This is a genomic window from Flagellimonas rhodophyticola, assembly GCF_049332665.1.
GTDB lineage: Bacteria > Bacteroidota > Bacteroidia > Flavobacteriales > Flavobacteriaceae > Flagellimonas.
On record NZ_CP186326.1, the window covers coordinates 1,738,304 to 1,758,243 of the forward strand.

The following is a 19,940-nucleotide window of genomic DNA, read 5'->3' on the forward strand; positions in this document are numbered from 1 at the left end:
CCTTTAGCCGAGGAATTACAATAAATTAATATTGCAAAAACCCATCCAGACACCAATCCGGGTCAAAAAAGACAAAAACTATACCGAAAAATGGAAATTCCATCAAAATATGAGCCCAATAGGGTAGAAGAGCACTGGTACAACTACTGGACAAAGCATGATTTTTTTAGTTCAAAACCGGACGAAAGGGAGCCTTACACTATTGTAATCCCCCCGCCAAATGTCACCGGAGTACTTCATATGGGCCATATGCTGAACAATACGCTACAAGATGTGCTTATTAGAAGGGCCAGACTTTTAGGGAAGAATGCCTGTTGGGTACCTGGAATGGACCATGCCTCTATTGCTACGGAGGCCAAAGTAGTTGCCAAATTAAAGGATGAAGGCATTGCGAAAGCAAATCTAACCAGAGAAGAGTTCCTTAAACATGCCTGGAATTGGACAGATGAATACGGTGGAGTTATCCTGCAGCAACTAAAAAAACTGGGTTGTTCTTGTGATTGGGACCGTACAAAATTCACCATGGATGACGATATGTCAGCTTCTGTAATCAAGGTTTTTGTGGATTTGTACGAAAAAGGCCTTATTTATAGAGGGTTTCGAATGGTAAATTGGGATCCTGAAGCAAAAACTACACTTTCCGATGAAGAAGTGATTTATGAGGAAAAACAGGGTACTTTATATTATTTGGCCTATCAAATTGAGGGCTCAGATGAAAAAGTAACCATTGCCACCACCCGTCCGGAGACTATTTTAGGAGATACAGCAGTGTGTATTAACCCAAATGATGAGAGATACCACCATTTAAGGGGAAAAAAGGTTGTGGTTCCTATCTGTAATAGAGTGATTCCAATCATAGAAGACGAGTATGTAGATATAGAATTCGGTACAGGTTGCTTAAAAGTGACCCCTGCCCATGATGAAAATGACAAGAATCTTGGTGAGAAGCACAAATTGGAGGTTATAGACATCTTCAATGAAGATGCCTCGCTAAATTCTTATGGATTACATTATCAAGGAAAAGATAGGTTTGTTGTACGAAAAGAAATCTCCAAAGAATTGGAAGAAAAAGGCTTTTTGGTAAAAACCGAACAACATACCAACAAAGTTGGTACCTCTGAGCGTACCAAAGCAGTTATCGAGCCTCGTTTGTCGGATCAGTGGTTTTTAAAGATGGAAAACTTGTCTAAACCTGCTCTTGAAGGAGTGTTACAGACAAATGATGTAAAGCTTTATCCTAAGAAGTTTGAGAATACCTACCGTCATTGGATGGAAAATATTCGTGATTGGAATATTTCCCGTCAATTATGGTGGGGACAGCAAATTCCCGCGTATTATTTTGGGGATGGTAAAGATGATTTTGTGGTTGCGGAAAGTAGGGAAGAAGCGTTGAAAAAAGCACAATCCCAAAATCCCAATATCCAAGATTCCGATTTACGCCAAGATCCAGACGTTTTGGATACATGGTTTTCTTCATGGTTATGGCCTATCAGCGTTTTTGGAGGTATTCTAGAGCCAGAAAATGATGAGGTTAATTACTATTATCCTACGAGTGATTTAGTTACCGGACCTGACATTTTGTTTTTCTGGGTTGCGAGAATGATAATTGCGGGATACGAATATCGTGGCAAAAGACCGTTTGAAAATGTATACCTGACTGGTCTGGTGCGCGATAAACAACGCAGAAAGATGTCCAAGCAGCTAGGGAATTCTCCTGATGCACTCAAGTTGATTGAGGATTTTGGAGCCGATGGTGTACGCGTTGGACTTTTATTGAGCTCTGCGGCGGGTAATGACCTTATGTTTGACGAAGCATTATGTCAGCAGGGTAAAAACTTTGCTAACAAAATTTGGAACGCTTTCAGACTGATAAAAGGTTGGGAAGTGGCAGATTTACCACAACCGGAAGCGGCCAAAATTGGAATTGAGTGGTACACATCCAAATTCAACCAAACATTGGTGGAAATTGAAGACCATTTTTCCAAATACCGAATTTCTGATGCCTTAATGGCCATTTACAAGTTGGTTTGGGATGATTTCTGTTCCTGGTTGCTTGAAATCGTGAAACCAGCCTATCAGAAACCCATAGATAAGGCTACTTATGACGCTGTGATTCATTTATTTGAACAAAATCTGAAGATTTTACACCCATTTATGCCCTTCTTATCGGAAGAAGTATGGCAGCACATAGCCGAACGGACACCGGAACAAGCATTGATTGTTTCAAAGTGGCCCAAACAGGAGAAGGTAAATTCGTCTATTATAACAGATTTTGACTTTGCTTCTGAAGTAATTTCAGGGATTAGAACAATTCGAAAGGAAAAAAATATTCCTCAGAAAGAAGCCCTTGAGCTTTCCGTATTAAATAGTGAAAAGGTTGACGGTCAAATGGATGTAATCGTTACTAAATTGACGAATCTTTCGAAAATCAATGTGGTAAACTCTACTCTTGAAGGCGCTTTGAGTTTTAGGGTAAAAAGCAATGAGTATTTCATTCCAATGAGTGGTGCAATCGATATTGAGGCAGAAATCAAAAAGATTACGGAGGAATTAAACTATACCAGAGGATTTTTGCAATCGGTACAAAAGAAATTGAGCAACGAAAGGTTTGTAAACAATGCACCTGAACAAGTAGTGGCCATTGAAAAAAAGAAAGCCGCTGATGCGGAGGCCAAAATAGAGACCTTAGAAAAGAGTTTGGCTAGTTTAGAGTAGAGAATAGGATAATCGACTGGAGCTTGGATAATGTCGCAACAACTTTTTGAACATCTTAATAGGTTTGTCCAAATTTCAAAGGGGGATTTTAAAGATATTATTGAATTTTTTGAAGTTAAAAAGGTTGAGAAAAAGGAGGTTTTAGCAAGGGCTGGAACACTTTGCAATTCTATTTTTTTTGTGGAAAAAGGTTGTCTTCGGATGTACTTTATCAGTGAAAAGGGAATAGAGCAAACCATCCAATTCGCATTGGAAAATTGGTGGATGACAGATGATTTGGCATATACAGAAAGAAATCCTTCAGATTTTTACATACAAGCTGTTGAAAATGCGCAAGTACTATCAATTTCCTACGATCAACAAGAGCGACTATTACATACGTTTCCACAACTTGAAAAATACTTCAGGAGGGTTTATCAAATAGCCTACGGCTCATCAATTAGGAAAATGAAATACCTGAATAGTTTTTCCAAAGAAGAAATTTATTTTCACTTTACTGCGCATTTCCCTGAATTTGCCCAAAGAGTGCCTCAATATCTGATTGCCTCTTTCTTGGGTCTTACCCCAGAATATGTTAGCGAAATTAGAGCTAAAAAGCGTTCTTAAACCAGTTTAAGTTTTTTCATTTCGAACGGGAATAGTTTTACATCATAATTCTAAACAAGTAAAAATGGACAAGAGAATTCAAATTGATGTAACCGAACCTATTTCTTTTAATGCTATGTATGCGTTTGGCAGTATTATTATGCAAAGTGAATTGAGCAATACGCATAAAGAGCTTATTAATATTAGAGCATCCCAGTTAAATGGATGTGCCTTTTGTTTAGATATGCATACTAAGGACGCCATGAAGAATGGAGAAACAAAAGAGCGTGTTTTTCTATTGGATGCATGGAAGGAAACAACAATCTTTTCCGAAGAAGAGAAGATTATATTGCAGATAACTGAGGAGATTACCATGATTCAAGATCAAGGTTTGTCTGCTAAAACGTATAAAAAGGCTATTGAAAGGTTTGATGAAAAGTATTTGGCATTAATTATTATGGCGGTTGTAAATATCAATGCGTGGAATAGAATCGCGATTAGTACCCATAAACCAATTGTTGACTAGTAACGAAAAGATTTTCTCAACACGGTTCGAATAGGGATTCATAATGCTTATTTGAACCGTGTCTATTGTATATTTTACCTCCAGAACTATCTCCTTCTCCCACCTGAATATTGCATGGCTTCACCCTTTCCAAAACCATAGCTAAACCCAAAAGCCACAAAACGTCCTCGTTGTCGACGATTATAAACTTCAAAATCAGCCTGGGCAATTTGACTTTCGCCGATTCTGGATGCAAAAACATCGCGTATGCTGAGATTTAGGATTGCTTTGCCCTTCATCAACTTTTTGCGAAGACCTAAATCCATGAAGATGTTTTCTTGTACCTCCCCCTGCACGGTTTGATAATTGGACCTGTAATTTCCGGTAGCCTCAAGATCAATTTCCGCGGGTAACTTCAATTTCGTCATCAGTTTTGATGACCATCTATCTGCGTTAAAATCAAAACTAATGTCTTGAAAGGTACCTTCTCTGGTGAATTGACTATAGTTAAAGTCTCCATTGAACGTCAGCCACCTGGCAGGACTATACTTGGTATTGAATTCAATTCCCGTGGTTTTATTAGTTCCAATATTTTCGGGTCTGGTGGTGTTTACATTGTTTTCGAAAGTGGACACACGTTCAATGACATCGTCGGTATAACGATGGTAAACCCCAAAATTAAGAGCAGTCTTCCCAATAAAAAAGATGCTGGTTACTTCATAAGAATCGGTAAACTCTGGCATGAGTTCTGGATTCCCTTGTCGGATACTAAAATTGTTGCGGATATTGAAAAAAGGGTTTAAATCCCAAAGCCTTGGTCTATAAATACGCTTTGAGTATCCGGCCTGTAACGATATTTTTTCAGAAAATTTATACGAAGTATGCATACTGGGAAACAGATTGGAATAATCCTGAGAATTATCTTCGCCGGTATTGGTCAAAAAGGTATTCAAATTGGTCTGCTCCAAACGCAATCCGCCTTTTACTCCCCACTTTTCTCCTTCATACGCTCCAGTGGTGTAAAGTCCCAATACCTTTTGGTCGTATTCAAAAATGTTTGTTAAGCCAGGGTCTACTTCAAATGCGCCATTTACCAAATTTTGAACTTCATAGTCGTTACTTACATCATTCAGCACATATTGCGCGCCAGTTTCCCAGGTCAATTCATCCGTAAACGGTTTGGTATAATCTAATTTGAACGTAAATACAGCTTCCTTAAAATCTGTTCGGGTTAGTTGCATATCATCGCTGTTTGCACCTGAAATAGTAACATCATTAAACTCTGAAGATTGATCTTTCCCGAAAAAGTTTCCTAATGTGCTAAACAGTAGCGTGTGATCCTCGTTGCCTTTGAAATCTTTCTTGTATTGCAGTTCGTATTGGAATTTTGGGTTGGTAGCCTCCGTAATCTCGGTTCGTTCCCATTCTGATGTAACAATATCAGCTCCCGTAAGAGAAACAAAATTCGTGGTTGATGGTTGGTCTTCAATTTCCAATGCAAAATTTCCGGATAGGGTCAATACACTAGTAGGATTTAAATAGTAATCCGTTCCCAAAACAAAATTATAGTAGGCTTCGTTTCTAAATTCTTCCCCTATGGATTGAATGGTAGTGTTGTTTACCAAATCGGTATTTCGACTTTCTCTATCATTTGGAAGCTCACGATACCCAGCACCCAACTGCGTAAATAGATTGAATTTTTCCGTTCTTTTATTTAAACTTATGCCGACACTATGATTATTAGGCGCTCCGGTATTTACGGATACAGACCCGTTTAAACCGCGGCGTTCCTCTTTTTTAATTACGATGTTGATGATACCCGAAGTACCTTCGGCATCGTATTTGGCGGATGGATTGGTGATTACCTCTACACGATCGATCATGTCTGCTGTAATGGTCCCTAGAGCATTACTTTCATCGCTGGCGATAATAGACGGCTTACCATTAATAAGTACTTGAACCCCCTGACTCCCTCTTAAACTGATCTGCCCTTCAATATCCACATTTACCGAGGGAACATTGTTTAGTACCTCCAGGGCACTTGCGCCAGTAGTACTCAAGTCTTTTCCAACATTGAACACCCGCTTATCCAGTTTAAAAACAGTTTTTGATACTTCTCCTTCAACTACGACTTCTTCCAATTTTTGGGCATCTTCCTCAATTTCTATATTTCCTAAATCGATTCTTGGACCCTGAAAGGATTGAGGTCTGATAATCTGTTTTTCAAAACCGATAAAACTGACCTCTATATAAAAGTCTTTGGCGGAGGTTTCTAATGAAAATGACCCGTCTTCAAGGGTTGTGGTACCAGATATTGCTTTTTTTGTTAGGTTGTCCGCTATCATAACAGTTGCGTAGGCAACCGCTTGTTTTGTGGATTTATCGATTACTTTTCCGCTAAAGATGACTTGGCGCTGCTGAGCATTGGCCAACCCTATCATAAAAAAAAGTATCGTGACTAGCAGATAGCCGTGTTTTGTGGGCGAAAACAGTTTCATAATTTGTATTGCTTACCCAAATATGGCATGAAATTGGAAAAAAAAGGAGCAAATTCTGTGAACGACCAGCCTTATGCCCTAATCAACAGGGTTTATGAAAAATAATGGTCAAATGTCGTTAAAGGACATAATATTGTTGTTTGCGGCATAACTTTTTCTTTGTTAGACAATAACTAATAGCTTTATACTTATTAAAGCATATATAGTTGATTTCACGAAAAGAGTTTTTTTTTCAGATTGTTCTCCATCTTTTGGTCTTTTTGTTTTATTCCTATGATCGAAGACATCCCGAAATTGATGCTTCCGAGGTAATATTTTTTCTAAGCTATGCTTTGGCCTCTGTTGTTATAGCCTATTACTTAATGCCGAAATTTCTGTATCAAAAAAGATATTTGCTGTTTTTTACCGGTGTTCTTGTAATCATTACGGTGTTGATTTTATTGGAAGAGTTAGTTTTAGAACAAATTCTTTTCCCCGGCACCCGACGAGCAAGTAGATTCCCTGGGGTGTTCTACTCTTTAGCGAAGGTGATTCCCATAATGGCCATATTAAGTGGATTTAAGTTTGCATGGGATGCTTTGCAAAAGCAAAGTCAGATAGACGAGCTTAAAAGTGCAGTCAAGGAAAGCGAACTTCAATTCCTACGTTCCCAGATCAATCCTCATTTTTTATTCAACAACTTGAACAACTTGTATTCCTATGCCTTGGAGAATTCCCCAAAAACTCCAGGAATTATTTTGGAAATGAGTGGGGTACTACGCTATATGCTGTATGAATGCAAGGAGGACTACGTTCCCTTAAAAAAAGAAGTAGAACAGGTTGAGAATTTCATAAAATTGTCCAAATTGCAGATTGAGGAAAGAGGGAAGGTACGGTTTACATCTGAAAAGATAAGATCGGAATATAAAATTACACCGCTCATTTTGATTGTTTTTATTGAGAATGCGTTCAAGCATAGCCAAGCGGGGCAATCATCAGATATTGAAATTGATATTAGCCTACGTCAGGATAAACATAAGTTGGAACTAAGTTGTGAGAATAATTTCATTCCATCAACTAATATGGAATCCATCGCCAAGGGTATTGGTCTTGAGAATGTAAAAAAAAGGCTGCAACTGCTGTATCCTGGCAAGCATGAACTCGAAATTATTGAGAAGAACAATCAATTCAAGGTGACATTGACCATGGAACTGGAAAAATCTTAGACTGATGAATTGTATCATTATTGAAGATCAACCACCTGCACAACGCATCCTGAAAAAATTTATATCAGATGTGGGTTCACTAAACTTGGTTGGAGTGTTCCCAGATGCACTGCAAGCCATGGAATTCTTGAAGCTGGAACGCGTTGACTTACTTTTTTTGGATGTTCATCTTCCTAAAATTTCCGGTATCGAATTTTTAAGAACAATGCCAAATCCACCAAATGTGATTCTGGCAACCGCCTTTTCAGAATACGCGTTGGAAGGATATGACCTTAACGTTGTGGATTATCTTCTTAAACCCTTTTCGTTCCAAAGATTTTTAAAAGCCGTTGCCAAAGTGCCAATAAAAAACATTGTTGAGGAAGAACAAACAATGGGGGAAACAAAAGACTATTTGTACATTAAATCTGGGCATGAACATATAAAGATTTGGTTGGATGCCATACTTCATATTGATTCCGATTCCGATTATACAGAGGTGGTTACCAAGGAAAAAAAATATTTGTCACATGAGTCTTTGCGGTATTGGCAGGAAAATCTTCCGGAAAAGCAATTTGTAAGGGTGCACAAATCACATATTGTCAATACAACAAAAATTGAGAAACTTGTAGGTAACCAGGTCTACCTTTCAAATGATATCAAAATTCCCATCGGAAGGGCGTTCAAGGAGCATTTTATAAAAAATGTACTCAAATAGAATAAAAACCTGAGACGGAAAGTTTAATACATTTTGCAATACTCCCGGTTATAAGTAGAGCTAATTCTAGAACTGAAAAAATGGATAACTATTCTTCATACAAATTACCATCCAATACTTCTTTGGCACAAATAGCATATACAACAGCCACAAGCCAATCAGGATTTTAACCCTAGCGATGCTCACAGAAAAAGTACATGAAGAAATAGATTTTCTTATGAAGTGAGCGGCATTTATAAAATATCTTTCCAACAACTGTAACAGTCGTGTTTTGAGAAGTGTCTAAATCATAAAGCAAAAATTATGATGTACAAAAGGCACATTTACGTTACACTGGTCATATGCTTAGGTATGGCCACAAGTATGAATTCTCAAACACAAAAAGTTATGCAAAAAACAGTAATTTCAGAAGATCAGCAAGATATATTAAATGCAATAGAAGCAATGACACAATCCTTTAATTCGAAGGATATCGAAGGTGTGATGTCCAGTTATGAAAAGGATGCCGTGGTTATTTTTGAACCTGAGACCCCAGTAACAGACTTTAATGCACTTAAGGAAATGTTTCTGGGAGCTTTTACATTAAATCCTAAATTTGAGTATCCCAAAGGGCATGAAGTTTTTGTCAATGGAGATATGGCAATGCATATTGCCCCATGGATTATGAAGGGAGTGGCTCCTGATGGGTCGGAAATTCAACAAACCGGACTTTCGATTGCAACATTACACAGACAGAAAGACGGTAAATGGCTTATGACTTTTGACAATCCTCATGGGAACTATCTAATAAATAAATAGGATGAGTGTAAAGAACGAAGAAAACCAATCAGATGAAGTTCTCATCAAACATGCTTTATCCGGGGATAAAAGTGCTTTGGAGCTTTTGATAAAAAAAAACCAGGATTGGATTTTCAATGTTGCCCTCACTTTTGTTGGCGATAGGGACGAGGCTGCAGATTTAACCCAGGAGGTCATGATTAAAGTGATTACCAAGTTAGAAACCTTTAAGCAAAAAAGCGGTTTCAGAACCTGGATGTACCGAATAGTGAAAAATCACTTTTTGAATATGAAGAGGGGTAAATACGAGATTAATGCCCCGACCTTTGAACAATTTGGAGAGGGGTTGGATCAATTACCAGATGAATCCCTTTCCAATTATTCTTATGAAGTCGAAGAAAAATTATTGGTCAACGAGGCTAAGATAAGTTGCATGAAAGGAATGCTTTTATGTCTTGATAGGGAACAACGGCTCATTTATATAATTGGTGAACTGTTCGAATTTCCAGACTCGGTCGGAAGTGAAATAATGGAAATTTCTAAAGAAAACTTTAGGGTTAAGCTTCATAGGGCAAAAAAGCAGCTGTATAATTTCATGAACCATAAATGTGGACTTATAAATAAATCAAATCCATGCAGGTGTCATCGGAAGACAGCGGGCTTCATAAAAATGGGATACGTTGATCCTATAAAGTTAAATTTTCAAAAGGATGTGATAAATAGCATAGATAAAGTTCTTGATAGGAAAATAGAAACTTATTCCGGTGAGGTGCTATCAGATTATCAAAGATTGTATCAAGAACATCCTTTTTTAAGAAGTCCTGATAAGTTAGATTCCATAAAAAAACTGCTTTCAACGCAAACTATAAAAGATACGTTCAATCTATAAATCAGATAAGATTTACAATTATGTGATGCTGGACCATGGTATATGGGGTAAATTAAGGTTTCTTGTCGAGATTGGGTAGAAATCATAAGCTATCCATATCTTTAGGGTAAGTTATTTATCCTATGTCGACTTCCATCAAACGTAAGATTTCATATACTGGCAATATTGAGTTTTCTGAATTGAAAATCACTGAGCCATCTTCATATGCGGCAGGAATACCGGGGATAAAGGCAGCATTGGAACATGTGAGCAAGGAGTCAGGTCTTTTTCGTTCGTTGAATACACTCTCACGAATGAATCAGAAAGAAGGTTTTGACTGTCCAGGTTGTGCCTGGCCTGATCCTGCTACACCTTCCAAATTAGGTGAGTATTGTGAGAATGGGGCCAAAGCAATAGCCGAAGAGTCAACTTTTGAACGTGTCGATAGTACTTTTTTTAGAAAATATTCTGTCGAGGAGATTTCTACTTGGACCGATTATCAAATCGGAAAAAGTGGAAGAATAACCGAGCCTTTTGTGTTAAGACCGGATTCGATTCATTATGAACCCATTTCATGGACCGATGCTTTCCAACTTATAGCTGAACAATTACATACCCTAAGTTCACCTGATGAGGCGATATTTTACACATCGGGTCGTTCCAGTAACGAAGCGGCCTTTTTATATGGATTGTTTATTCGCGCATTCGGAACGAACAATATGCCCGATTGTTCCAACATGTGCCATGAGTCTAGCGGTGTGGCACTTTCGGAAACACTTGGTATAGGTAAAGGGTCTGTTGTGCTCGAAGATTTACACGAAGCTGAGGTAATCATGGTCATCGGCCAAAACCCTGGAACAAATCATCCGAGGATGCTCTCTGCATTGCAAAAGTGTAAAGAAAACGGAGGTGAGGTCATTACTGTAAATCCACTTTCTGAAAGCGGACTCAATAGATTCAAAAACCCGCAGCAACTAAGTGGAATTATTGGGAGAGGAACTCAATTAACCGATATTTTTCTTCAAGTCAAGATAAATCAAGATGTTTCTTTGCTTAAGCTTATCATGAAACGATTGGCACAAAGAGAAAAAAATGGAGAATCCGTTTTTGATCACGATTTTATTCAAGATAAAACCAATGGGTTTGATGCTCTTTTGGCAGATTTGGACAAGCATGATGAAAACCAACTACTTGAACTTTGCGGAGTGGATTCATCTCAAGTGGAGTTGGCAGTTGATTTGCTGGCAAAGAAATCGAAAATCATCATTTGTTGGGCCATGGGGCTTACACAACATAAAAATGGTGTGGAAAATATTAAGGAATGCGTGAATTTGTTGCTAGCCAAAGGAAGTATTGGGAAAAAAGGAGCTGGTACCTGCCCAGTAAGAGGGCATAGCAATGTGCAGGGTGATAGGAGCGTCGGAATTATGCATCATGTTTCAGACCCGTTGAACAAAGCACTTAAAGATGTCTTTGAATTTGATCCTCCCAATCAGGAAGGATTGGATACGGTTAATGCCATTCAGGCTATGTATCAGGGTAAGGCCAAAGTGTTCATCGCACTAGGTGGAAATTTTGTTTCCGCTGCATCCGATACCATATATACTGCAGAAGCATTGGAAAACTGTGATTTGACAGTATCAATCACTACAAAGCTGAATCGTACGCATTTAACAGCTGGAAAAACAGCATTGATTTTGCCCACATTAGGAAGGACGGAGCAAGATCAGGAACGATTTGTCACAGTTGAAAACAGTATGGGCAAGGTACATCAAAGCAAAGGTCGCTTGAAACCGGCTAGTAACCAACTGAAAAGTGAGCCTGAAATAATCGCGGAAATTGCAAGCACTTATTTTGGGGAAAGTTCTACAATTGATTGGAAGACTTTAGGAAAGGACTATGATTTGGTCCGAGAAAAAATCTCCGAGGTGCTTACAGGGTATAAAGATTATTCGAATCGTTCTAAAGGCTCTGGATTTTATCTTCCAAATAACACAAGGGAGGCGGATTTTTCAAAATTACCACAAGGAAAAGCTCAATTCTCTATTTGTAAACTTCCCGACCACCAGTTGTCAGAAGACGAGTTTATATTAATGACCGTTCGCAGTCATGATCAATTTAACACCACTATTTATGGTTTAAACGATAGATATCGCGGTATTTATGGTGAGCGAAGAGTGATTTTTATGAATCCAAGTGATATTAAGGAAAAAGGATTGGAACCTCTGCAAGTTGTGAATGTTACAAGCAATTATTCTGGAAAGCTTCGCAGAGCTGAGAATTTTAAGGTGATTCCTTATGATATTCCAACCAAGAATTTGTGCGCCTATTTTCCTGAAACCAATGTTTTGGTCCCCATTGACCTTTATGCCGAAAAGAGTAATACCCCGGCCAGTAAATCGGTCATTGTAAAAATAGAAGTAAAGCAGTTATAACTTTGATTCATATGCAAAACATCAACCGACGAAATTTCATAAAAAAGACCATCACTTATGGATTCTAGGGAGCAATTTCAGAAACTCTATGTGCAGTAGCGCCTTTGAGTGAGCGTTCAGTAGCTAGTGGTGGAGCGCCGCAACCATTTCCAGACTTCACAAGAGGTAACTGAAAAGAAACTTCTCCATTGGGCATCATTGAATAAAAATTTACCGGTTTAGAAAAATTCAATTAATTTAACTCACAATCTCACCTAGTAAAATTTAAAATTTTGTGAGCTATGGAGACTTATGCAACTGCCTTATTGTATGCTATTCCATTCTTTATAGGATTGGTTCTTTTTGAGGTATTATATGGACATTTTATCAAGAACCAAAAACACAAGGTTATGGACACTGTGAGTAGTCTCAGCTCTGGTCTTACAAACATTGTAAAAGATTCATTGGGTTTGGCCGTAGTTTTGGTTACGTATCCATATTTGGTGGAAAACTTGGCCCTAATTCAAATAGAGGCGACCTGGGTAGTATGGTTAGTTGCATTTATGGCAATTGATTTTGCAGGATATTGGAACCATCGATTAAGCCATCATGTCAATATTTTTTGGAACCAGCATGTAATTCATCATAGTAGTGAGGAATTTAATCTAGCTTGTGCGCTAAGACAGTCCATTTCAAATGTTGTGGGCTATTTTCCCTTGTTATTGCTTCCAGCGGCCTTTTTAGGAGTCCCAGGTGAAGTGATAGCGATTTTGGCTCCTGCCCATTTGTTTGCACAATTCTGGTATCACACACAGCATATTGGAAAGATGGGATGGTTGGAATACATCATAGTTACGCCTTCGCAACATCGTGTGCACCACGCTATAAATCCGGAGTATATTGATAAAAATCTGGGACAAATACTATGTATATGGGATAGGTGGTTTGGGACATTTCAGGAGGAAATGGATAATGTGCCTCCGCAATATGGGGTGTTAAAACCAGCCGCTACCTGGAACCCTATTTTAATCAACTTTCAACATTTTTGGAGGTTATGTCAAGATGCTTGGAGAACTAAAAATGTATGGGATAAATTTCGGATTTGGTTTATGCCCACTGGTTGGCGACCATCAGATGTGGCCCGGAAGTATCCTATTTCAACAATAGCGGATGTCTATAACTTCGAAAAATATAAGCCCGAAGCATCGCCAAGTTTAAAATTCTACGCTATTTTTCAATTGTTGTCGAATACAGCGTTGTTACTATTTATGTTTTACAATTATGCCGAAATAGGATTCAACAATCTGCTTTTATTTGGAGGTTTTGTTTTTTTAGGAATCTATGGGTACACAAGTTTAATGGATAGAACAAGGTATGCGATGTGGATAGAGGTTGTTCGAAGTATTTTAGGGCTTGCATTGATTTATATCACAGGAGATTGGTTTGGTATAAATATGTATCTACCATTCGGGTCGTATTTGGTAGCATTATATTTCATAATAACCCTTTTAGGAGGGATTCATTTTGGTCGCAGGAATGATAAGGTTTCGGATAAAGAAATCACAATGAATCCATCAAGCAGCGTGTGATGATCAAATTCTAAATTTTGTCCGTACCAAAACTTTCAGTTTGTTAGCTAGTACTTAAAAAGGTATAGTATCATTTAAAGGGTTATCCGCAAATGTTTCACTTTTAACCCCAGATTTTCAGTTTCACCAAGATTTATGGTAAAGGCACCTTCACTATTGCGTTGCTTTGTTCCTGTCTTTACTAAGACAAAAAAGGTTGTTATGCGAAAGAGGATTGGGGCCATCTTACAATGGCCCCTCCTTTTTCTAAAATGTTAAAGTTTATCTTTAGGATTGGATTAAGACTGTAATGAAGAAAAAAGTGTACATCGTCGTTTTCGCAATGATCTTTGCCATGTTGTGCATTACAATCTATATCCACAATGAATTCAATCGACCTGCTTTGGTCGATATCCATAATAGTATCACTCAAGATACAGTAAGTGCCGATGAGCTGATTTCAATTTTTACTACAAATGAGGAACTGGCTAGCAATTCTTTTGTAGAAAAAACGATTGAAGTGAAAGGAGTGATTAAAAAAATCAACTACATAAACAATCGACAGACAATTCTGTTAAAAAGTGAACGATTTGCACAAAGTTTTGTGATTTGCGATATGATGCCTTCCACAGAAAACCGCATTGGAGCCTTGAATATTGGCGATACCCTTGCGATTAAGGGAATTTGTAAAGGATTCCTTTTCGACGTAATAATGTTAAATTGCATACCAATTGAAAAAACCCGTGAATAAATTTTTCATCCTCTTTATCTTCCTGCATTTTGGGGCCTATTGTCAAAACGACGGCCGACTTATTGCCAGGCAAGGCAAAGTTTCCTTTTTTTCATATACTTCCGTAGAAGACATTGAGGCAACGAATAATCAAGTTTACAGCATTATTGATAAAAGTGATGGAACTGTAGGTGTCAGCATGCTGATGCGGGCTTTTATATTTAAAAAGTCTCTAATGGAAGAACATTTTAACGAAAGTTATGTAGAGTCAGACATTTATCCCAAAACCAATTTTTCGGGCAAAATTGTTGATTTTACAGCCGATTCGTTAAACAACGGTGTTGCCTTTATCAAAGGGAATATGGAAATGCACGGGGCCAAAAAAGAAATTGAAATTAAGGTCAGGATTGAAAGTTCGGACGACAAATTAGTGTTGATGGGTGATTTTGAAGTGCCTGTGCAAGATTTTAATATCAAAGTGCCTCCCTTACTTACACCCAATATCGCTAAAGTTATACAGGTAATGTTCAGATTTGAATACGAACCCTATGAAGAATAAGAAAAGTAAAATTGTATTTATACTTGGCTTTTTTGTCGGCTTGGCTTCGATGAAAGGGCAAGATATTCTGGATTTATTGGATAAAGAACTATCCAATGAAAAGAAATACTTTACCCAGGCCACTTTTAAGGCCAACAGGGTTTTATTAGGTCAGTCGGTAGAGACCAGGAAAAAGGGGGTTATGGAGTTTACCTTTGGAACCCGATATTGGAATATTCCTAATAATACGACTGGACAAAGCTTCGGTGCCGATCGTTTTTCTGCTCATTTTGGGGTTCGATATTCATTTAGTGATCGATTCACCTTTGGTGTTGGAGCTACAACTTTGGATGGTATTCTCAATGGTTTCGCAAAATATCGTTTGGTGCGCCAAACAGATGATGGGTCTACACCTTTGGGTATCACTTTGGTGCAAGGAACTTCCTATTTTACAAGGGATTTTATTGGTTTTCAACTACCAAGTGATTCAGCTGATAGATTATCGTGGGTGACGCAGGCCATTTTCGCCAGAAAGTTTGACCGGAATCTATCCTTTCAAATTGCTCCTACTTATATTCATTTAGGAAATGAAAACATACCGCTGAACAATACGGACTACTTCTCTCTAGGTTTTGGGGGACGTTATAAATTGAGCAACCATGTTTCTTTGGTTTCCGAATATTATTATCTATTTGGAAGGGAAGAAGGGCCAGAAGGTTTTAACTTATTTTCACTAGGCGTAAATTGGGAAATCAGTGATTTGATACTTCAGTTTTCATTGACCAACGCAAAGAGTTTCGACGATATTTCAAATTATACCCTCGCGCCAAACAACTTCAATTTCAATGCAGGCCGTTTACATATTGGGGTAAATGCTACTTACGTGCTGCATTTCAACCAAAAAAAGCGCTCTATTAAGAGTGTGAAAGAATAAAAGGATCAGAGAATTTACCTAGAGGTTCAGCCACTGTTTAAACTCGGCAGCTTTGTTTTTTCCGATAATTATGTCTACTTCGGAATTGGGGTTCACCAATATCTTTAATTGACTGTTGCTATATCTGATTATTTTTTCAATAGCTGAAATAGCAATGATAAACTGCCGGTTGGCGCGGTAAAAGAAACTGCTATCCAACCCTGAATAAAGTTCGTCAAGACTGCTGTTCGTAGTTGATTTCTTCCCCCTCACATCTACCACATATGTTATGGTATGCTCTGTATAAATGTAGGCGATATCATCAATTGCAATGGGTAAAAGCTCATTTCGGAGATACGTAAGGATACGTTTTTTGCCACTATCGCTTTGCTTTTTATTCTTTTCGTTCGCTCCTTGATCGTTTTTATCTACTTCTTTTTCAGTTTTAGTGGCCTCTTCGACCCTTTTTTGGTATTTACCCAAATCATTATTCAATTTGGCTAAGTTGATGACCTCACTTTCCAACTCCTCATTTTTGGTTTCCAACTTTTTCTCATATAAACTGCCTATGAGTCTTACGGCAATAACCGAAGTCAAGATTACAATAAAACCAACAATACTAAAAAGTGTATAAAATCGATTGCGAAGGGTTTTTATTTGCGATGACATTTTACTGAAGTTGGCATGGGCAGCGACAAGCCAATCAGAATTTTTTATTGGATAAATATAAAGGATACCTGTCCGTTGTTTTTCACTGCTAAGGTTTTGGTCACTCAGGTCAGAACCTTTACCTCCGGTAAGAAGATTATAAAAATCTTCAGAACCGATTTCACTATCAATGGCCATAGATATGGATTGATTGAATCCAATTTGGGTTCCGCGCTGTTGGTTTTCAGGGTGACAAATGCTCTTACCTCCCCAGTCCATTATGCTTATAAAACCTGATTCTTCATGTGTGCTTTGAATGGTTTCTTGAACATTTTCAATTATAATCTCCTTGGAAATACCATTTTCCAATTGATTTTCAATGAGAGAAGCAACCTCTTTGGCCTCGCGTTTACTGGATTCCAATTGGGTACTCAACAATTGGTCGGTGCTAATACGAACAAAATATTGAGCGGTGATACCACCAATGATTGCAAAGATGATTGCAATGGCTAAAAATGTAAAAAAGTAAAGTCGGTCTTTCCGCATAATTCCAAAAAAGGGAAAAGCCCATTACAAGGGCTATGCAATATAGGATTTATGGATTAAAATAACGGAAGTGAAGCCATATTTTCAAGCTGCCCTTTAAATCAGCGAACTAATCCCATGAACAAGGGCTTTCACTCGTGTATTACATCAGAGTGTCAATAAAGACGAGGGTTGCGAAGAATACGAAAATTTCACTTTTAAGGCTTAAAATTCAGCTTCACCCTGTTTTTTTTGAAATAAGGGTGGTCTCGGTTGTTCATTTGACCTATCAAAATTATAATCATCATTTACGATCTAAATTAAATTACTATGAAAAAGAATTTCTTAAAAATTATCGCAGCAGTGTTTTTGTTTGCTGCATGTTCAGAAGACGATCCTATCGTTGGTGTTCCTGATGACCCAACTCCTGGAGGAGACAATCCTACGGCTACCGGTACGGTGGTGCTTAACGAGGTGGAGTATCTCGGGAATCGTGTTGAAATTTACAACAATAGCAATGCTAGTGTTGATTTATCCTCATATTGGTTATGCTTAGGCCCAGGTCAATATTCAGAAATTGGAGGTCTTGTAACGGAAGGAAATGTAAACCTTGGTGCTGGAGAATACCTAAGTGTTTCTTATGAAATGCCAGAGGCAGCAGGTGGTCTAGGACTGTACTCATCAAACAATTTTACCGATTCAAGTGCTATTGTAGATTTCGTGCAATGGGGTGCTGCAGGAGCCGCTAGAGAGAACGTAGCAGTTGCGGCGAGTCTTTGGACAGCCGGAGAGTTTGTTCCTGTAATGGGAAGTGCTGATAACAGTATTGTTTATGACGGTAATGGCAATGGTGCGTCCAACTGGGCCGAAACATCTACCGTGACCATTGGAGCTGACAACGTATTGACAGTTCCCGCAGAAGTAAGATCAATTGTAATAAACGAAGTACAATTTGGCAATAGAAATTTGATTGAGCTTTACAACAATGGTAATGTAGCTGCTGATATTAGCTCTTATTGGCTTTGTCTTGGACCTGGACAATATGTTCAGTTAAGTGCAGCCACTATTGAAAGTGGAGATACAAACTTAGATGCAGGTGAATTTGTAGTGGTAAACTATGATTTGCCAGATAATCAAGGTGGATTGGGATTATACTCAAACAATTCCTTTACCGATTCTAATGCAATCATGGATTTCGTGCAATGGGGTGCTGCAGGCGCCGCTAGAGAAAATGTTGCCGTAGAAGCTGGAATTTGGACAGTTGGTGAGTTTGTAGCAACTGTTAATGCTACAAGCAGTATCGAATATGATGGTGAAGGAGACGCTGCATCCGATTGGGCAGAAGAAACCAAGCCTTCTTTTGGGGTAGCCAATGATATTGAAACAGCTAGCACAACATTTAATATTACGATTACAAATGCAGCTGAAGTGTTCAACGTACATACCTTCAGTGAAAGAAATAGAACTGGTGAAGCTGCAACTACAGGTCCATTGAACCAGGATAATGACTACTACGAAATTACATTCCAAGCAGTTCCTGGTACAAAAATCACTCCTGTGACCATGATGGGCAACAGTAATGATTGGTTTTTGGCTCCTGAGGACTTAGCTGGAATTAGTCTTTGGGAAAATGGTTCAGCATTGAACAATGTAGATATTGCCGACCAATTGGTACTGTATGATTTAGGAACCGAAATTGACAATGAACCAACTTACTTTCCTCCTGCTGGAGCCAATGTAGGTCCAGCTGACCCTAACAACTTGGTTAGATTGGTAGATAGAGGTGGTATGAGAGGTAATGACTATTTAACTGCTGTTCTTACCTATGCCGCCGGTGATGGTCAATCTGCTGGTACATTCACATTGAGAATTACTGCTATCAACACTGCCAATTTTGTTGTAACTCCTGGTATGGCTGTATTGCATGCAAACAACGAACCATTGTTTACTGTAGGTGAGCCAGATAGAGGATATGGTCTTGAAGGAATTGCGGAAGATGGAATGCCTGGTGCCTTGTACAACTTTTATAAAGAAACCGGTTCAGGAGGTTCTTTCCTAAGATTGGCTTCGACCAGAACTGTTTTCTCGCCAGGTTTGGTATATGCCTTCAACAGTGCAAGTGATCCATTGGTATTGCAAGGTCAGACCAATCCAACCGGTAACGGATTAGAGGAATTGGCCGAAGATGGAGTAAATAGCGTAGCTGTGGATTACCTAAACGGTTTGGGATATCCGGTGGCCGCTAGTAATGAAGCTGCTCCTGTAGGTCCAGGTCAAAGTTTGACATTCTCTATTGAAGTACCACAAGACCAAGGATATCGTTTTGGATTCGCTACCATGTTCGTTGATACCAACGATTGGTTTTTAGCCTATAACAATGCAGGTTATCCACTTTTTGATGAAAATGGTATTCCTGCTTCTGGTTTTGGTGCAAGTGAAAAGTCATATCTATATGATGCAGGTACCGAGGTAGACGAAGCTGTAGGTTTTGGAATGTATCAAGCTCCAAGACAATCAGGATTGAATGAAGGTCCTTCGGATGCAAATACAGCTGTCCGAAGAGTTAGCGATTTGGAGGACGTACAATTTGGCAAAGGTGTTTATGACAATGGCCCTGGTGTTGTATATCTTCATGACCCCCGTGGAGGATACAATGTGATTAAGATTGAGATTCAACCTCAATAATCAGGACCGTTTTTGTTTTTTGGATTGCGGAGAGCTGGAAATTTATTTCTGGCTCTTCTTTTTTTGGAG

General features: G+C 38.5%; 16 protein-coding genes. 13 read left to right on the plus strand and 3 right to left on the minus strand.

All coding sequences use genetic code 11. The annotated features are described in order from the left end of the window. Positions 1-90: 90 nt before the first annotated feature. The 3 genes from ACOKFG_RS07795 to ACOKFG_RS07805 all read left to right on the plus strand — a co-directional run bounded on the left by ACOKFG_RS07795 (position 91) and on the right by ACOKFG_RS07805 (position 3,826). A complete protein-coding gene (locus ACOKFG_RS07795) occupies positions 91-2,715 on the plus strand; it encodes a valine--tRNA ligase (protein ID WP_298794719.1) in 2,625 nt (874 codons plus the stop codon). A gap of 30 nt (positions 2,716-2,745) precedes the next feature. Continuing rightward, entirely contained in the window at positions 2,746-3,321 is a 576-nt protein-coding gene (locus tag ACOKFG_RS07800) for a Crp/Fnr family transcriptional regulator (protein ID WP_298794718.1), read from the plus strand. Positions 3,322-3,385: 64 nt separating this feature from the next. Then, a complete protein-coding gene (locus ACOKFG_RS07805) occupies positions 3,386-3,826 on the plus strand; it encodes a carboxymuconolactone decarboxylase family protein (RefSeq protein WP_298794717.1) in 441 nt (146 codons plus the stop codon). Positions 3,827-3,912: 86 nt separating this feature from the next. Here ACOKFG_RS07805 and ACOKFG_RS07810 read toward each other — a convergent pair whose 3' ends face one another. Further along, on the minus strand, positions 3,913-6,303 hold the full coding sequence (locus ACOKFG_RS07810) for a TonB-dependent receptor domain-containing protein (RefSeq protein ID WP_422862142.1): 2,391 nt from the start codon (positions 6,301-6,303) through the stop codon (positions 3,913-3,915). Positions 6,304-6,509: 206 nt separating this feature from the next. Here ACOKFG_RS07810 and ACOKFG_RS07815 point away from each other — a divergent pair, with 206 nt between their 5' ends. The 5 genes from ACOKFG_RS07815 to ACOKFG_RS07835 all read left to right on the plus strand — a co-directional run bounded on the left by ACOKFG_RS07815 (position 6,510) and on the right by ACOKFG_RS07835 (position 12,285). Further along, entirely contained in the window at positions 6,510-7,508 is a 999-nt protein-coding gene (locus tag ACOKFG_RS07815) for a sensor histidine kinase (protein ID WP_422862143.1), read from the plus strand. A gap of 4 nt (positions 7,509-7,512) precedes the next feature. Then, positions 7,513-8,205 carry a LytR/AlgR family response regulator transcription factor gene (locus ACOKFG_RS07820; protein ID WP_422862144.1) on the plus strand — a complete coding sequence of 231 codons (693 nt, stop codon included), beginning with the start codon at positions 7,513-7,515 and terminating at the stop codon, positions 8,203-8,205. A 387-nt stretch (positions 8,206-8,592) separates the two neighbouring features. Further along, positions 8,593-9,003: a YybH family protein gene (locus ACOKFG_RS07825; RefSeq protein ID WP_422862145.1), complete on the plus strand. Its 411-nt coding sequence runs from the start codon at positions 8,593-8,595 to the stop codon at positions 9,001-9,003. Between the two features lies 1 nt (position 9,004). Continuing rightward, positions 9,005-9,871, plus strand: a complete 867-nt coding sequence (locus tag ACOKFG_RS07830; protein WP_299175528.1) for an RNA polymerase sigma factor — start codon at positions 9,005-9,007, stop codon at positions 9,869-9,871. 122 nt (positions 9,872-9,993) lie between these two features. Further along, positions 9,994-12,285 (plus strand): FdhF/YdeP family oxidoreductase, encoded by a 2,292-nt coding sequence (locus tag ACOKFG_RS07835; protein WP_422862146.1) that lies wholly within the window; start codon positions 9,994-9,996, stop codon positions 12,283-12,285. A gap of 64 nt (positions 12,286-12,349) precedes the next feature. On the opposite strand, the gene ACOKFG_RS07840 is transcribed toward ACOKFG_RS07835, so the two are convergent. Beyond that, entirely contained in the window at positions 12,350-12,484 is a 135-nt protein-coding gene (locus tag ACOKFG_RS07840) for a hypothetical protein (RefSeq protein ID WP_298794709.1), read from the minus strand. 82 nt (positions 12,485-12,566) lie between these two features. Here ACOKFG_RS07840 and ACOKFG_RS07845 point away from each other — a divergent pair, with 82 nt between their 5' ends. The 4 genes from ACOKFG_RS07845 (at position 12,567) to ACOKFG_RS07860 (ending at position 16,034) form a co-directional block, all read left to right on the plus strand. Next, positions 12,567-13,853: a sterol desaturase family protein gene (locus tag ACOKFG_RS07845; protein ID WP_298794707.1), complete on the plus strand. Its 1,287-nt coding sequence runs from the start codon at positions 12,567-12,569 to the stop codon at positions 13,851-13,853. Positions 13,854-14,142: 289 nt separating this feature from the next. After that, entirely contained in the window at positions 14,143-14,583 is a 441-nt protein-coding gene (locus tag ACOKFG_RS07850; RefSeq protein WP_422862147.1) for an OB-fold protein, read from the plus strand. Further along, the gene (locus tag ACOKFG_RS07855; protein ID WP_298794703.1) at positions 14,576-15,121 is read left to right on the plus strand and encodes a YceI family protein; all 546 of its coding nucleotides are present in this window, start codon (positions 14,576-14,578) and stop codon (positions 15,119-15,121) included. The genes ACOKFG_RS07850 and ACOKFG_RS07855 overlap by 8 nt, the downstream gene beginning before the upstream one ends. Beyond that, positions 15,111-16,034, plus strand: coding sequence for a DUF5777 family beta-barrel protein (locus ACOKFG_RS07860; protein ID WP_299488907.1), 924 nt, complete (start codon positions 15,111-15,113; stop codon positions 16,032-16,034). Before ACOKFG_RS07855 ends, ACOKFG_RS07860 begins: the two co-directional genes overlap by 11 nt. 18 nt (positions 16,035-16,052) lie before the next feature. On the opposite strand, the gene ACOKFG_RS07865 is transcribed toward ACOKFG_RS07860, so the two are convergent. Beyond that, entirely contained in the window at positions 16,053-17,207 is a 1,155-nt protein-coding gene (locus ACOKFG_RS07865; protein WP_299488910.1) for a LytTR family DNA-binding domain-containing protein, read from the minus strand. A gap of 309 nt (positions 17,208-17,516) precedes the next feature. Here ACOKFG_RS07865 and ACOKFG_RS07870 point away from each other — a divergent pair, with 309 nt between their 5' ends. Further along, the gene (locus ACOKFG_RS07870; protein WP_298794697.1) at positions 17,517-19,871 is read left to right on the plus strand and encodes a spondin domain-containing protein; all 2,355 of its coding nucleotides are present in this window, start codon (positions 17,517-17,519) and stop codon (positions 19,869-19,871) included. The last annotated feature ends 69 nt before the right edge of the window (positions 19,872-19,940 follow it).